Genomic DNA, 14,926 nt, shown 5'->3' on the forward strand with positions numbered 1-14,926 from the left:
AAAATGACGGAACAAAAAAATCCTTCCGCTGCGGATGATGAAGTGATGATCTCCGGCGCGGTTGAGAGCCCCCAGCCAGACGCCTCCGGCCGCGACCTGGAGCTGAAATCGTTGCGTAAAAAGCAACGTACCGCGCCGGTGTTAGGCGCTATCGCGATTGTCTTAGTGATTGCGCTTGGCGCAGGTCTTTATTACCACAGCCATCAGCAATCACTGGCTCAGGCGGCTTCCAACGAAGCGCTTTCTGAACAACTCGATGCCCTGCAAAAAAACCAGCAACAGGATAAACAGCAAATTGCTGCCCTGCTCGCTCAGCAGGACAAAACCCGGCAGGACGCCGAGCGTCAGCAGGCGTCATTCGGCCGACAGCTGAACGAATTGCAGGACAAAGTGGCCAGCATTTCCGGCAGCGATGCCAAAACCTGGTTACTGGCGCAAGCCGACTATCTGGTGAAACTGGCGGGCCGTAAACTCTGGAGCGATCAGGATGTCACGACTGCCGCCGCGCTGCTGAAAAGTGCTGATGCAAGCCTGGCTGATATGAACGATCCCAGCCTGATTGATGTTCGTCGCGCGCTGAACGAAGACGTCGGCAGTTTGTCCGCTGTGGCTCAGGTCGATTTCGACGGAATTATTCTGAAGCTGAATCAGCTATCGAATCAGGTGGATAACCTGCGTCTGGCAGACAATGACACCGACGATTCGCCGATGGACAGTGACAGTTCGAGTTTGTCCGGCTCACTGTCAGAATGGCGTCAGAACCTGACCAAAAGCTGGCACAACTTTATGGATGACTTCATCACCATCCGCCGTCGTGATACCAGCGCAGAACCGCTGCTGGCGCCCAATCAGGATGTGTATCTGCGGGAAAATATCCGCTCACGCCTGCTGATTGCCGCGCAAGCCGTTCCACGTCATCAGGATGAAGTCTATAAACAGTCGCTGGAAAGCGTATCGACCTGGGTTCGCGCCTACTTTGATACGTCAGATCCGTCGACCAAAGCATTCCTGGAAGAACTGGACAACCTCAGCCAGCAATCCGTTTCGATGGATGTGCCGGATGAGCTGAAAAGCCAGCCGATGCTGGAAAAACTGATGCAGACCCGCGTGCGTAACCTGCTTCAGCAGCCCGCCGCCGCCACACAGGGGGAATAACGCATGTTACGAGTTTTCGTGCTGTTCCTGATTGTGTTTGCCGGGATCATCGTCGGCCCGATACTGGCCGGCCATCAGGGCTACGTTCTGATCCAGACGGACAATTACAACATTGAAACCAGCGTCACCGGTCTGATCATCATGTTGATCGTCCTGATTCTGGTGTTGTTTTTCATCGAGTGGATCCTTCGCCGCGTTCTGCGCACTGGAGCACGGACACGCGGCTGGTTTGCCGGACGTAAAAGCTCCAAAGCGCGCAAGCAGACCAAAGCCGCGATGCTGAAACTGGCAGAAGGCGATCATCGTCAGATGGAAAAATTGTTGGCCCGCAATGCCGATCACGCCGATCAGCCGGTGGTGAATTACCTGCTCGCCGCCGAAGCAGCGCAACAGCGTGGCGATGATATCCGCACGAATCAGTATCTTGAACGTGCGGCAGAAATTGCCGATACCGACCAGATGCCGGTGGATATCACCCGTGTCCGTATCCAGCTTGCACAAGGAGAAATCCATGCTGCACGCCACGGCGTTGACCGGTTGCTCGGGCAGTCGCCGCGCCATCCGGAAATTTTACGTCTGGCGGAACAGGCTTATCTTCGCACCGGCGCTTACGGTTCGCTGCTGGAAATTTTACCTTCCATGGCGAAAGCAGATATTCATACCGACGACGAACTGCGCGTTCTTCAGGAACAGGCATATATCGGCATGATGAACCAGCTGATGGCAGAAGAAGGCAGCGACGGCCTCAAGCGCTGGTGGAAAGATCAGAGTCGCAAGACCCGTCATGAAGTGGCGTTGCAGGTCGCGATGGCGAAACACCTGATTGAATGCAACGATCAGGATCTGGCGCAGGAAGTGATCCTTGACGGCCTGAAACGCCAGTATGATGATCGTCTGGTTGCGCTGATGCCTAAGCTGCGTTCCGGTAATCCGGAGCAACTGGAAAAAACGCTGTATCAGCTGATTAAACAAAACGGTCCGTCGCCGCTGCTGAGCAGTACGCTGGGGCAGTTGCTGATGAAGCATGGCGAATGGCTGAAAGCGAGCGAGGCTTTCCGTGAGGCGCTCAAACAGCGCCCTGACGCCTACGATTATGCGTGGCTGGCTGATGCACTGGATAAACTGCATAAACCGGCTGAAGCAGCGGAGATGCGCCGTGAAGGGCTGATGCTGACGCTCAATAACGATCAGCAGCTTTAATCAGAACCGGATTTGACATTATGCAAAAGGCTCCTTCGGGAGCCTTTTTTACGTCTGGTGCAAATCGCACATAAAAAAACACCTGCATTATAAGCAGGTGTATAAAACAATCAGGTCCAGGACAACAGATGAGTGCCTCACTCAACGTTTTGCCTTCTGGTTGATAGCGCATCAGCGTTATCGGTCAGGATGACAATAGGCACTATAAATTGGCTCTGCATCATTCCCAGGTTTATGAAGCCGGAGCAAACATAATAGGTGGAATGAGCATCTACGGCGGGAATATTGCAGGAGGCGTGCCACTCTGGCAAGACCTGAGGCGAAATATTTTATCGTTATGATTATCAAGGTTTTTATTATTCGTTAAACACGTGTACTTTTTCAAACCTCCGCGAATCTCCTGCCATAGCCCCTGATCTGTCTCCTGATGACGACACCACAGAATGAAAATGAAATTACACTATTTTTATCAATGATATAAGCGTCTCAATACAGAGACAAAAACAAGGTATGAAGTCGCCGAAAAGCAACAACAGGTTTGGAAAGGGAATTGATCAAATCGCAGATAACAAAAAGCCCCGCATTTCTGCAGGGCTCTTTATTCGAATTGGTCGGCGAGAGAGGATTCGAACCTCCGACCCACTGGTCCCAAACCAGTTGCGCTACCAAGCTGCGCTACTCGCCGATGTCATGCATCTTACTACTTTATGACGCTAACTGCATCATTTAAATGAATTTTGTGTGTGGTGCGAAGGGAGGGACTCGAACCCTCACATCCGAAGGACACTAACACCTGAAGCTAGCGCGTCTACCAATTCCGCCACCATCGCATGTCACAATCACAAAATCATTTTTAGAGTGGGGTGGCTAATGGGGCTCGAACCCACGACAACTGGAATCACAATCCAGGGCTCTACCAACTGAGCTATAGCCACCATATCTCTAACTAACGTGAAATGTTTAACTCAACAATTCACCGCAACTCTAGCGCAAACTAATGGTGCGCCCGACAGGATTCGAACCTGAGACCTCTGCCTCCGGAGGGCAGCGCTCTATCCAGCTGAGCTACGGGCGCTTAGCGCCGTTGCGGGTGGGGATACTACGGTTTTAACGCCAAGCTGTCTAGTGCTTTTTATCAGAAATATTGCGTTTGATTACGCTTTATCCAATCAGCATTAAAAGTAAGCGCCTTCCCTTCCCCACCCATAACTTACGACGTTATTTTACCTTTTCCGCCGTAAGTGCAGCACGCTTATGCATGCCCAGGCCGAAGTATATCAGTGACACCGCCGCGATGAAAATACCGCCAACCAGCAGAGAAACACGTGTATCCGGGTTAATTGCCATCCCCACCAGCACGCACGCCAGGAAAATCAGCGTCAGATAGTTGGTGTAAGGGAACAAAACGGATTTGAACGGATGGTTTTTCAGTTTCTCTTTATGCGCGTCGCGAAAACGCAGCTGGCTTATCAGCACGACAAACCACGGCACCATGCCCGGCAGTACACTGGCGCTGTAGACATAAACGAACACTTTCTCCGGATTCGGGATCACATAGTTCAGGCATGAACCCACCAGCAGACATAAAATCGTAATCGCGATGCCATAAACCGGGACGCCGCTTTTAGAAACCCGGCTTAGGAACGAAGGCAACTGGCGGTTCTTTGACAAGGCGTAAAGCATACGTCCGCAGCTGTACATGCCGCTGTTGCAGCCCGACAGCGCCGCCGTCAGTACCACAAAGTTGATGATACCGGCCGCAGAGGCAATACCAATTTTCGCGAAGGTTAAAACGAACGGGCTGCCGTGCGTGCCCATTTCGTTCCACGGGAAAATCGTGATGATGACGAAAATCGCGCCCACGTAGAAAATCAGGATACGCCACAGGATATTATTAATGGCGCGTTTGAGCGTCACCTGCGGGTTCTTCGCTTCACCGGCAGTAATCCCCACCAGTTCAACGCCCTGATACGACGCCACGACGATACACAGCGCAAAAAGGAACCCTTTCCAGCCGCCAGCAAAGAAGCCGCCGTGCGCCGTCAGGTTTGCAAATCCCACCGGTTCGCCGTGATTACCAAAGCCGAAGAAAATCACCGCCAGCCCGACCACAATCATCACAATAATGGTGGTGATTTTAATCAGCGCAAACCAGAACTCCATTTCGCCATAAAGCTTAACGGCGGCCAGATTCGCCGACGCCACAATCGCCACGGCAATCAGTGCCGGGATCCACTGAGGAAGTTCGGGGAACCAGTATTGCGCGTAGACGCCGATTGCGGTGATTTCAGAAATCCCCACCGCTATCCACATAAACCAATAACTCCACGCCGTCAGATAGCCGTAGTACGGCCCGAGATATTTATGCGCGTAAACCGCAAACGAACCGGCAACCGGCTCAAGATGCAGCATTTCACCCATTGAACGCATGATAAAGAAGACGAAAACACCCGCCAGAATATACGCGAGCAATACCGACGGGCCCGCCCATTTGAGCGTGCTCGCCGCGCCCATAAACAGCCCGACACCGATGGTGCCACCCAGTGCAATCAGCTCGATATGCCTCGCTTCAAGCCCCCGGTGTAGCCCACCTTTTTCTTCTTGATTCGCCATAGATCCTCAATTTCTCTGTATTTGTGTTTGCCTTTCGGAGTGACCGAATTGTTATTTTTATTGTGATATTTCCCGCTGAAGACGGAAAAACGGCGTTATGGTTTCGTATTTTCTAACGAGTTGCAAACCACAATTGAGAAAGATACGCATTGATAGACAAGACAGACTGCAAACGGAAGCAAAAGGAAGGCAAAAATGAGAGGTCGCTCGCCGCCCTGAGAGATTGGGCGGCGACGGTTTTAAGGCGGTCAGGATTTACAGACGGTTGGTGTAGTAATAGCGGACAAATTTCAACAATTTGAGCTGACGGCGTAAACGGCTGGGCTGCAAAATCAGGCGGTACAGCCATTCAAGCCCCAGCTTCTGCCAGAGTTTAGGCGCGCGTTTTACGTGGCCGGTGAAAACGTCATACGTCCCACCGATCCCCATATACAGCGCATCAGGGTGAATCAGACGGCAATCGCGCATCAGGATTTCCTGTTTCGGCGACCCCATTGCTACCGTCACAATCGCCGCACCGCTGGCCTTTACCCGTTCGAATAATGCATCGCGTTGTTCCGGCGTGAAATAGCCGTTCTGACTGCCGACAATATTGACGTTCCAGCGCGCACGGAGTTTCTCTTCGGTCTGCTGAAGAATCTCAGGTTTACCGCCAATCAGAAACACCGGCGTCCCTTCGGCACCGGCGCGTTGCATCAACCCTTCCCACAAATCCGCACCGGCGATGCGCGATATTTTCGCCCCGGGATACTTGCGGCGAATGGCGCGCACAATACTGATGCCGTCGGGATATTTATATTCTGCCACTTTAATCAGCGCGCTCATTTCAGGATTACTTTCGATGGTCAGCACTTTCTCGGCATTCATCGCCACCAGCGAACCGGTTTTCACCTGATTATCGGCAAACAGATAATCAATAAAATGCGCCATATCGCGGAAGCCCCAGAGTCGGATCCCGCGGATATCATATTGTGGAACATTATTCTCAGAGTTCATTCAAATTCCTGCCAGAGTCAGGCTCCATGAGGTTTTTTCTGCGCGGCATTTTGACACGGATAAGCCCGGCTGCATCAAACATCCAGTACAGGAGTTTGGCGACAACCAGACACGCGCCGAAGACCAGGCAGAAAAACACCACCCGTGAGAAGAAGGAATCCACACCTTCACGGGCCAGCACAATCATATTAAACACCGCACCAAAGCAGAAACTTTGCAAAATGGCGGCCTTATAAGGATTCGCGTCCGCTTTCCCTTTTTCGTATAACCAGTCAAACCATTTCATGATCATGCCCACGGCGACGGCGCCCAGCGGAATAAACCACACGCCGCCCATCACCACCAGAGAACCAATCAGTGTCGGGGAAATCGCCAGACCGGAGTGGTTGTCGAGCACTTCCCAGGTGAAATAGTTGGCAGAATTAAGCACGATGCCCGGACGGTCATGCCACAACCAGGTCGGGATGAAAACGTAGAAATCACGCACAATCGGCGCAAGACCCTGGAAGCTGATTTTGTCGTAGTTCTGCAACAGCAGCCCCAGATTTTCCCACGGAGAAAACGTGTCGCGCGTCAGATACAGGAAAGTATAAATCGCTTCCGGGCCGCTGACGTTCAGGCCATAGCGTTTAAGCGCCAGCCAGAACATGCCGACAATGCCCAGCACGCCAGCCACCGCCAGCATCCACAGACTGATCCAACCGCGCACAATGCCGATAAATAAAAACAGCGCAAAAGCGATGATGATATTGGCGCGGGTCCCGCCGACGATAACGTACGTCAGGAAACCAAAAGCCACGGTGCTGGCGAGGAAAAACAGCCAGCGGCGGACATCCGGTTTGATGAAAAACACCACCAGCATCGCCGGAATAAAGAAGTAAAAGAAGCGCTTAAGCGCCACACCAGAGACATCACTGGAGAAAATCTGGCTGTAGGATTTCAGCTTAAACAGCAAAAAACCGTTGTGCATGAAGAAGATAGAAACGGTGACTACCGCAATCAGCGCCAGCAACATCCAGGTCAGATGGGTTTCGACCCGGTTCATCGTAAACAGCGGTCGTGAAGGGCCGTCGTGTTTAGCCTTTAGCCTCGTTTTGTAGCAAACGTAATAAATGCCATAGAAACAGGTCGCGGCCAGCATCGCCTGCAACAGGTTTTCTACCGGCACCACTTTGACGTCAAACTGGAAAACCAGCAGACAGGTCAGCGGAAAACCAAAGTAGAACGTCAGCAGATACAGTAACGAAAATAAGACGTTAAAGTTGAAACGTACGCGCCGGAACTCTTTGTACGTCAGCGTGAGAATAAACAGCAGCGACAGCACGTAAACGACGGTCAGGCCGCCTAACTGTGCCAGCGTCATGATGTTTCTCCCGCCGCGAGCAGTAACGCCTGCTGCCAGCCCGAAATATAGTTCGGATTAAAGAAGGCGATGTTTTTGCGATCAGCATTCAGTAACTGACGCCGCGCTTCAACGACCACTTTTTCATCCAGCGTATCGCCGTAGAAAAGCACCGGCAGATGCTGCTCGGCCAGATCCTGCCAGAAAGGATTCTGACGGCTGACGACAAACGGCACGCCGAACTGAATCAGAAGGCATTGCGTTCCGATGCCCTGCTGACGGTCAAAAATAAAATAGCCCAGCGAGCAGTGACGCAACACATTCAGATAATCATCGAACGCCATGGCGCCGGTCATCAGGTCAACATTTTCGGGCGCAAACAGTGTGAAAGCTTCGGCGCGAACCTGCTCAATATAAGTCTGATTATCTGCCGGATATCCCATCGGGATAATCACGCGGATACCGCTACCGAACTGCTGACGCAGCGTACGCAGTGCTTCAATGTGGCGGTTACTGCGGTCACCGGAATTTCCCACCAGCACCGTCATCGGGCCTTCAGGTTCAGGCAGATCAGCGGGTTGAGTCAGCGCCGGATCCATCCGCGTCGGAAAATAAAGTAAAGAAGCCGCCGTACGCGGGTAGCGCTGATGGAAATAAATCAGGTCGCCGCGCGTGGCAAAGACATGCCCAATACGTCCCTGCGCCAGACGGCGCATGAAATAAAACAGGCGGAATTTCAGGCCTCCGGCAGATTCATACAAATCTGCGCCCCAGATATGCCAGCTCGCCTGCGAGGCTTTGATTTTGCCCGTCAGCAGCGCCAGCCAGAGTGTGGGATTAAATTGCCCGTGGAAGAAAAAGTGGTGCGTCCGGTCCTGCGCGCGGGAAATCACCGCCGCCGCCAGCGTTTTTTTGTCCGGATAAACCCGAATATCCAGGCGCGTAAACTCAGCAAACGCCGAAGCATCCACCGCCGCGACCATAAAATGGCAAATCCGCTTTTCAGGCGTGCATTCAGCCAGCACGTCGTTGAAAAAGCGCAGTACGGTTACATTATGATGAGGGATGTCAGATCCCAAAACGTGAATCAGCGTTGTCATGCTCGTCTACGATAGATAACAAATACAGTGCAGCACGCGGCAAAATAGACGATATACGTCGCCATATACGCCTGCGCAGCGCCCAGAGAACCGTGAATCGGGATCAGCCAGTGTGAAAAACCGGTCAGCAGCGCGAATTGACTGATTTCTGTCAGCACATAAAAACGCAGAGACGCGCGGGCGATCACCAGATACCCAAAAACATACGAGCCGACTTTCAGTACATCGCCCACCAGTTGCCAGGCGAACAAATCGCGCATCGCGATAAATTGTTTTGAAAACAACAGCCAGATAGCAAAATCTCGCAGTAACCAGACCGTGAAACTGACCGCGGCCACGGCGGGGATGACAAATTTCAGCGACTTCACGATTTCGCAGGAAATATCCCGTTTATCGGCCAGCCGGGATAATGTGGGCAACAAGTACACGCTGAATGAGGCGGTAATAAATTGCAGGTAAGCATCCGAAATACTGCTGACGCCTTGCCAGATCCCCACATCTTTCCAGCTGTAATGTTCAGCCAGCAGATTTCGCATCATCACATACGCCACCGGGATCGTGACGGAAGTGATCAGCGCCATCAGCGTAAATTTACCGAGATGGCTGGCAATAAAACGATCCCAGCCCGGCTTTAAGTATTCCAGCGGAAAGGATTTGCGCTTCCACAATATGCCAGCCGCGGGCAGGATAACCAGCGCAGGCACCAGCGCCAGACCGGCCAGCGCGCCTTCGTAACCGCCCAGTTTGAAGCAAACCAGATAAGCAACTAACCCAATCAGGCTTCCGCCAATCACCGCCAGCGCGTTGCCCATCGCATCGCGATACCCTTTCAGGATCGCCTGAAAATAGTTGGCGTAGGCGATGCCCATCTGAATAAAGGCCACCGCGCGGACGACCGCCTGATAGCGCTCATGCCCGAACAGACCGGTACTGATCGGCCCGGCGAGCAGCAGAAATAGTGCCGCCAGCAGCGTAGAGAAACCCAGGATCAGCGATGAAGACGTCCCGAGCACGGCTTTAAGACGTTCAGGATGATCATGATGCTCAGCGACATATTTGGTGACGCCGTTGAAGATCCCGGCACCGGACAACACGCCCAACACCGTGACCATCTGACGGAAATTACCCGCCTGTCCCACGCCTTCCGGCCCGAACGCCACGGCCAGCAGTTTGACCACCAGCAATCCGGCGCCAATTTTAATCAGCGTGGAACCGGCGGTCCAGACTGACGCTTTTACCAGCGACATATCAGGCGAAGTATTGCAGCATGGCCGCAATCACAGTGCGCTGTGTGTCGTCGGCCATGTTATAGAACAACGGCAGGCGCACCAGACGCTCACTTTCCTGCGTGGTAAAGCGGTCGGTACCAGAGAAACGCCCGAAGTTTTCGCCAGCCGGACAGGCATGCAGCGGAATGTAATGGAATACGGTGAGGATATCGGCCGCTTTCATATGGCGGATGAACGCATCGCGATCTTCGATATCGTTCAGACGAACATAGAACATGTGGGCGTTTTGCACACATTCCTGCGGGATTGCCGGGAGCTGGATACGACCCGCATCGGCCAGATCCTGCAAGGCTTCGTAATACTGATTCCAGATAGCCAGACGGCGCTGATTAATTTTTTCAGCGGCATCCAGATTTCCCCACAGATACGCGGCCTGCAAATCAGACATCAGATAGCTGGAGCCGATATCGCGCCAGGTATATTTGTCCACCTGCCCGCGGAAGAACTGGCTGCGGTTGGTGCCTTTTTCGCGAATGATTTCAGCCCGATCAATCAGCGCCGGATCGTTGATCAGCGTCGCACCACCTTCTCCGCCTGCGGTGTAGTTTTTCGTTTCGTGGAAACTGAAACAGCCGATGTGGCCGATCGTTCCCAGCGCTTTGCCTTTGTAAGTCGACATCACGCCCTGCGCGGCATCTTCCACCACGAACAGGTGATGCTTTTCGGCCAGCGCCATGATGGTGTCCATTTCACAGGCCACGCCTGCGTAATGAACCGGCACAATCACTTTGGTTTTAGCCGTAATCGCCGCTTCAATCAGGGTTTCATCGATATTCATGGTGTCCGGGCGGACATCCACAAAGACGATTTTCGCGCCACGCAGAACAAACGCATTGGCGGTCGAGACGAACGTGAAGCTTGGCATAATCACTTCATCGCCCGGCTGGATATCAAGCAGCAATGCGGCCATTTCCAGCGACGCCGTGCAGGACGGTGTCAGCAATACTTTCGGGCAGTTGAAATGCTGTTCGAACCATTTCTGGCAGCGCAGCGTGAATCCGCCATCGCCGCAAAGTTTGCCGCTGCTCATCGCCTCGCGCATGAAATCAATTTCAGTGCCAACAATCGGCGGCGCATTAAAAGGGATCATCGTTTCACCTGTACAGCCAGTACGCCGTGCGCGTGACTTTGCCACCGCTGGCGAGATAAAGGTTTAAAGCCGGAAGGTTGCCGGTTTGTGTCGCGACGTGCATACGCGAAACGCCCTGACCGGCACACCATTGTTTCGCAGCCGCCATTAATGTCTTGCCCACTCCCCGCCCCTGACATTCAGGTCTGACGGCCAGCAGGCCAATTCTTGCTTCGCCATTGGCTAACTGACGCAGCGTCACAAATCCGCTCGCGTCATCGGCCCACAGGCAAAGATGGTCGAATGTGCCCAGCACCGCTTTTTCCGCCCACATCGCGTAAAACCGCGCGCTGTCATCCGGCTGATACCACGGCGACCGAAAACGGCTCAGGCGAAACGCCTGACGGGCGATCGTCACCACGTCCGCAATATCTTCCGGTACCGCCAGACGCCCGGCGGGCAGCGCGATATCCTGCGGACTCACCGCAACGCATACATCGGTTTCACCTTCGGCCAGACGAAAGCCGAACGCGGATAACACATCCAGCATTTCGGTCTGATCCGCGTCCACTTTTGCCTGCACCAGCGCGTATTGCGCCAGCGCCTCAAGCGTTACGACGGTTTCCGCCGACGCATCCAGGCTCAATTTGGCACTGCGCAACTGGAAGAAATCGCTCTCCCAGTCGAGCGGTTCAATATTGCCGTGGACGGGCAGGATCACCGCCACACACCCTTGGTGTCCACGATCCAGGACTGACGGATCGTGCTGGCCGGGATCGCCTTGAACGAGGCGTGATCAACCAGCATCACCAGAAGATCCGCTTCTTTCAGGGCATCATCCAGAGAATGCAGTGTCACTTTTTCTGCCAGCGACGTCGGAAGCTGATGAACATTCGGTTCAACGGCCCAGGTCTCACCTGCATGCCAGTCGGCAATCAGATGGGTGACTTCCACGGCCGGGCTTTCGCGCAGATCGTCAATATTCGGTTTAAACGCCAGACCAAAGCAGGCGATTTTGATTTCGGAAGCACGCTTGCCGGTGGTGGTCAGGCAATCCGCCAGCGCGGCCTTCACGCGATCAACCACCCAGTACGGTTTGCTGTCGTTTACTTCACGCGCCGTGCGGATAATCCGCGCCAGTTCAGGGTTTTGCGCCACAATAAACCACGGATCGACCGCGATACAGTGGCCGCCAACGCCCGGCCCCGGCTGTAAAATATTCACGCGCGGATGACGGTTTGCCAGGCTGATCAGCTCCCAGACATTAATGCCCTGCGCATCGCAGATCAGCGACAGCTCATTAGCGAAAGCAATGTTGACGTCACGGAAGCTGTTTTCGGTCAGCTTGCACATTTCCGCCGTACGCGAATTCGTAACCACACATTCTCCTTTCAGGAAAATGTTGTACAAATCACTGGCGCGCTGCGAGCACACGGAGGTCATCCCGCCAATCACGCGGTCATTTTTGATCAGCTCAACCATCACCTGGCCGGGCAAAACACGCTCAGGGCAGTAGGCAATATTAATATCCGCCTGTTCACCTGCCTGTTGCGGGAAGCTCAGATCCTGGCGCGCTTCGGCCAGCCATGCAGCCATTTGCTCTGTCGCGCCGACCGGAGACGTGGATTCCAGAATGATCAGGTCACCCTTTTTCAGCACCGGCGCCAGAGAACGCGCTGCGGATTCCACGTATTTCATGTCCGGCAGATGCTCGCCCATAAAAGGCGTTGGCACGGCAATCAGGAAAGCATCAGCAGGTTCGGGCTGGATAACAGCGCGGAGGAAGCCATCTTCTACGGCCTGTTTTACCAGCGTGTCGAGATCAGGTTCTACGATGTGAATGGCGCCGCGGTTAATGGTATCAACCGCGTGCTGATTAATGTCCACACCCACGACTTTTTTCTGGCGTGAGGCGAAGGCGGCAGCCGTCGGCAAACCGATGTAACCCAGTCCGATTACAGAAATAGTATTGAAATTCATGGTCATACCCGATGATTTTTTAATGCATCAAGAATATGGCGACACGCGTGTCCGTCACCATAAGGATTGTGCGCCCTGCTCATGCTGTTGTATTCGTTTTCATCACTCAGCAGACGGTTCACTTCCTTAACAATTTTTGCAGGATCAGTCCCGACCAGACGTACCGTGCCGGCATCAACGGCTTCCGGACGCTCTGTGGTTTCCCGCATCACCAGCACCGGTTTCCCCAGTGAAGGCGCTTCTTCCTGCACACCGCCAGAATCCGTCAGGATCAGGTAGGCTTTATCCATCAGATAAACGAATGGCAGATAATCCTGCGGGTCGATTAACACGATGTTGTCGATGCCTGCCAGAATGCGGTTTACCGGCTCACTGACGTTAGGATTAAGGTGCACCGGATAAACAATCTGTACATCCGGGTGCTGGCGGGCAATATCGGCCAACGCCGAGCAAATACGCTCAAAACCGCCGCCAAAACTTTCACGACGGTGGCCCGTCACGAGGATCAGTTTTTTACTGGAATCGAGGAACGGATAGGTATTGGCCAGCTGCTGCGCCAGAGACGCATCACTGTTAAAGCGATCACGAACCCACAACAGCGCATCAATCACCGTATTGCCGGTGACGAAAATGCGGCTTTCAGGAATATTTTCCCGCGTCAGATTCGAACGGGCGTTTTCCGTCGGGGCAAAATGCCAGCGCGCAAGATGACCGGTCAGCAGGCGATTGCCTTCTTCCGGCCATGGCGAAGAAAGATCGCCTGTGCGCAGACCGGCTTCGACATGACCGACCGCAATCTGATGATAAAAAGCCGCCAGACTTGCGGACAGCGTCGTGGTGGTATCGCCGTGAACCAGCACGACGTCCGGTTTAAATTCATCAAGCACCGGCTTCAGGCCGGTCAGAATACGGCTGGTGATTTCCGTCAGACCCTGCCCCGGTTTCATAATATTGAGGTCATAATCGGGCGTAATCTCAAACAGACGCAGTACCTGATCGAGCATTTCACGGTGCTGTGCCGTGACACAAACTTTAGATTCAAAAGCCGCATCCTGCGACAAAGCAAGCACCAGCGGCGCCATTTTAATGGCCTCCGGACGGGTGCCGAAAATCGTCAACACTTTCACAATGTGTTTCTCTTATTTTTACGACGCGTCAGGGCAACTCCTGCCCCGATTAAACCACCGACAATCCCCCACATGATCATCAGGAACACACGGCGCGGGCTGTCACGTTTTACTGGTTCTTCAGGCGTTCTGAGGTAACGGTAAGTCTGGAATTTCGCGGTCAGCGTCGGGCCCACATTCAGCGTCGACAGCATGGCGCGGTTCTGGTCGTAATCCAGATCATAGCCCGGCCCGGAAGCCTGTAATAATTCCAGGCGCGCTTTCAACATAGGCACCCCCAGCAGGAACATGTCGGAATCCGGCAGCTCTTCGGCTGGTGTGTCCGTCACGCTTTTGGTGATGTTTTGCTGCTGGGCGATTTTCAGCGCCTGCTCGGTGTTATTCACCGTGCGATTGAAAATGCTTTGCGCCACTTCTTCCTGGCGTTTGACCTGCGCTTTCATCGACTGCGTCCGGGCAGCCCACGCGCCCTGCAACTCATCGTAAAGATGCTGCGCGGCGCGCTGGCTGGCGAAATTAACATACTGACGCAACAGTTTGTTGGCATCAGCGGCATCTTCCGCCGTCAGTTTCACAATGTCGTTCGGGACTTTCATTGCATCGCGTGGTGTGAACTGAATATCGTTAATCAGATCATCGAGCAAAACGGCATCCGCGCGCGCATCGTTTTCCAGGCGCTGCTTGTAATAAGGGCTTTGCAGCCAGAAATCACGACGGGTGTCGTAAGCAGCCAGCTGCATCACAAATTCATTATAGGATTCATCAGAGATCGGCGGACGACCGGTATCCGATGGTAACGCAGTGCGCACATCCAGATTACGCAGGAACTGCGCTTGTGAGAAATAAGACGAGAGATTATTCACAGTGGGACGGTCAGTAATGGCCGTCGAGCTCCACTCCTGTTTCATCAGATAAGAGGAGCCTAAAGCCACCAACGCGAAAAGTATTGCAAGGCCCGCAATCCAAAATTTACCTTTCCATAAGGTGCAGCACAAACCACGAATATCGAGTTCATTTTCGATGTCACGACCATTCTGGTTTCTTATCATTTCTGG

General features: G+C 53.4%; 12 protein-coding genes and 4 tRNA genes. 2 read left to right on the forward strand and 14 right to left on the reverse strand.

All coding sequences use genetic code 11. The annotated features are described in order from the left end of the window. Positions 1-3 precede the first annotated feature (3 nt). Both hemX and hemY read left to right on the forward strand, forming a co-directional pair. Positions 4-1,155, forward strand: coding sequence for a uroporphyrinogen-III C-methyltransferase (gene hemX / locus ACLBVC_RS20300; RefSeq protein WP_410151134.1), 1,152 nt, complete (start codon positions 4-6; stop codon positions 1,153-1,155). Positions 1,156-1,158: 3 nt separating this feature from the next. Then, positions 1,159-2,355, forward strand: a complete 1,197-nt coding sequence (gene hemY, locus ACLBVC_RS20305; protein ID WP_410151135.1) for a protoheme IX biogenesis protein HemY — start codon at positions 1,159-1,161, stop codon at positions 2,353-2,355. Positions 2,356-2,963: 608 nt separating this feature from the next. On the opposite strand, the gene ACLBVC_RS20310 is transcribed toward hemY, so the two are convergent. The 14 genes from ACLBVC_RS20310 to wzzE all read right to left on the reverse strand — a co-directional run bounded on the left by ACLBVC_RS20310 (position 2,964) and on the right by wzzE (position 14,920). Beyond that, positions 2,964-3,040 (reverse strand) — tRNA-Pro (locus tag ACLBVC_RS20310). 59 nt (positions 3,041-3,099) lie between these two features. Beyond that, positions 3,100-3,185 (reverse strand) — tRNA-Leu (locus tag ACLBVC_RS20315). A 29-nt stretch (positions 3,186-3,214) separates the two neighbouring features. Continuing rightward, positions 3,215-3,290 (reverse strand) — tRNA-His (locus ACLBVC_RS20320). A 63-nt stretch (positions 3,291-3,353) separates the two neighbouring features. Continuing rightward, a tRNA-Arg gene (locus ACLBVC_RS20325) sits at positions 3,354-3,430 on the reverse strand. A 143-nt stretch (positions 3,431-3,573) separates the two neighbouring features. Beyond that, complete coding sequence (thrP, locus tag ACLBVC_RS20330) at positions 3,574-4,968, reverse strand: bifunctional threonine/serine APC transporter ThrP (protein ID WP_218523030.1); 1,395 nt, start codon at positions 4,966-4,968, stop codon at positions 3,574-3,576. Between the two features lie 255 nt (positions 4,969-5,223). Beyond that, positions 5,224-5,964, reverse strand: a complete 741-nt coding sequence (gene wecG / locus ACLBVC_RS20335) for a lipopolysaccharide N-acetylmannosaminouronosyltransferase (protein WP_410151136.1) — start codon at positions 5,962-5,964, stop codon at positions 5,224-5,226. Further along, positions 5,954-7,327, reverse strand: a complete 1,374-nt coding sequence (gene wzyE, locus ACLBVC_RS20340; RefSeq protein WP_410151137.1) for an ECA oligosaccharide polymerase — start codon at positions 7,325-7,327, stop codon at positions 5,954-5,956. The genes wecG and wzyE overlap by 11 nt, the downstream gene beginning before the upstream one ends. Beyond that, positions 7,324-8,406 (reverse strand): TDP-N-acetylfucosamine:lipid II N-acetylfucosaminyltransferase, encoded by a 1,083-nt coding sequence (locus ACLBVC_RS20345; protein ID WP_410151138.1) that lies wholly within the window; start codon positions 8,404-8,406, stop codon positions 7,324-7,326. Before ACLBVC_RS20345 ends, wzyE begins: the two co-directional genes overlap by 4 nt. After that, positions 8,403-9,653 carry a lipid III flippase WzxE gene (gene wzxE / locus ACLBVC_RS20350; RefSeq protein WP_410151139.1) on the reverse strand — a complete coding sequence of 417 codons (1,251 nt, stop codon included), beginning with the start codon at positions 9,651-9,653 and terminating at the stop codon, positions 8,403-8,405. The genes ACLBVC_RS20345 and wzxE overlap by 4 nt, the downstream gene beginning before the upstream one ends. Before the next feature lies 1 nt (position 9,654). After that, positions 9,655-10,785 (reverse strand): dTDP-4-amino-4,6-dideoxygalactose transaminase, encoded by a 1,131-nt coding sequence (gene rffA / locus ACLBVC_RS20355; protein WP_195816081.1) that lies wholly within the window; start codon positions 10,783-10,785, stop codon positions 9,655-9,657. A gap of 4 nt (positions 10,786-10,789) precedes the next feature. Further along, the gene (gene rffC, locus ACLBVC_RS20360) at positions 10,790-11,479 is read right to left on the reverse strand and encodes a dTDP-4-amino-4,6-dideoxy-D-galactose acyltransferase (protein WP_410151157.1); all 690 of its coding nucleotides are present in this window, start codon (positions 11,477-11,479) and stop codon (positions 10,790-10,792) included. Positions 11,480-11,481: 2 nt separating this feature from the next. Continuing rightward, positions 11,482-12,744 (reverse strand): UDP-N-acetyl-D-mannosamine dehydrogenase, encoded by a 1,263-nt coding sequence (gene wecC / locus ACLBVC_RS20365; protein ID WP_410151140.1) that lies wholly within the window; start codon positions 12,742-12,744, stop codon positions 11,482-11,484. A 2-nt stretch (positions 12,745-12,746) separates the two neighbouring features. Next, positions 12,747-13,871 carry a non-hydrolyzing UDP-N-acetylglucosamine 2-epimerase gene (wecB, locus tag ACLBVC_RS20370; protein ID WP_410151141.1) on the reverse strand — a complete coding sequence of 375 codons (1,125 nt, stop codon included), beginning with the start codon at positions 13,869-13,871 and terminating at the stop codon, positions 12,747-12,749. After that, on the reverse strand, positions 13,868-14,920 hold the full coding sequence (wzzE, locus tag ACLBVC_RS20375; protein WP_410151142.1) for an ECA polysaccharide chain length modulation protein: 1,053 nt from the start codon (positions 14,918-14,920) through the stop codon (positions 13,868-13,870). Before wzzE ends, wecB begins: the two co-directional genes overlap by 4 nt. Positions 14,921-14,926 lie beyond the last annotated feature (6 nt).

It is taken from the genome of Rahnella selenatireducens, assembly GCF_046449555.1.
Classification (GTDB): Bacteria; Pseudomonadota; Gammaproteobacteria; order Enterobacterales; family Enterobacteriaceae; genus Rahnella; species Rahnella selenatireducens.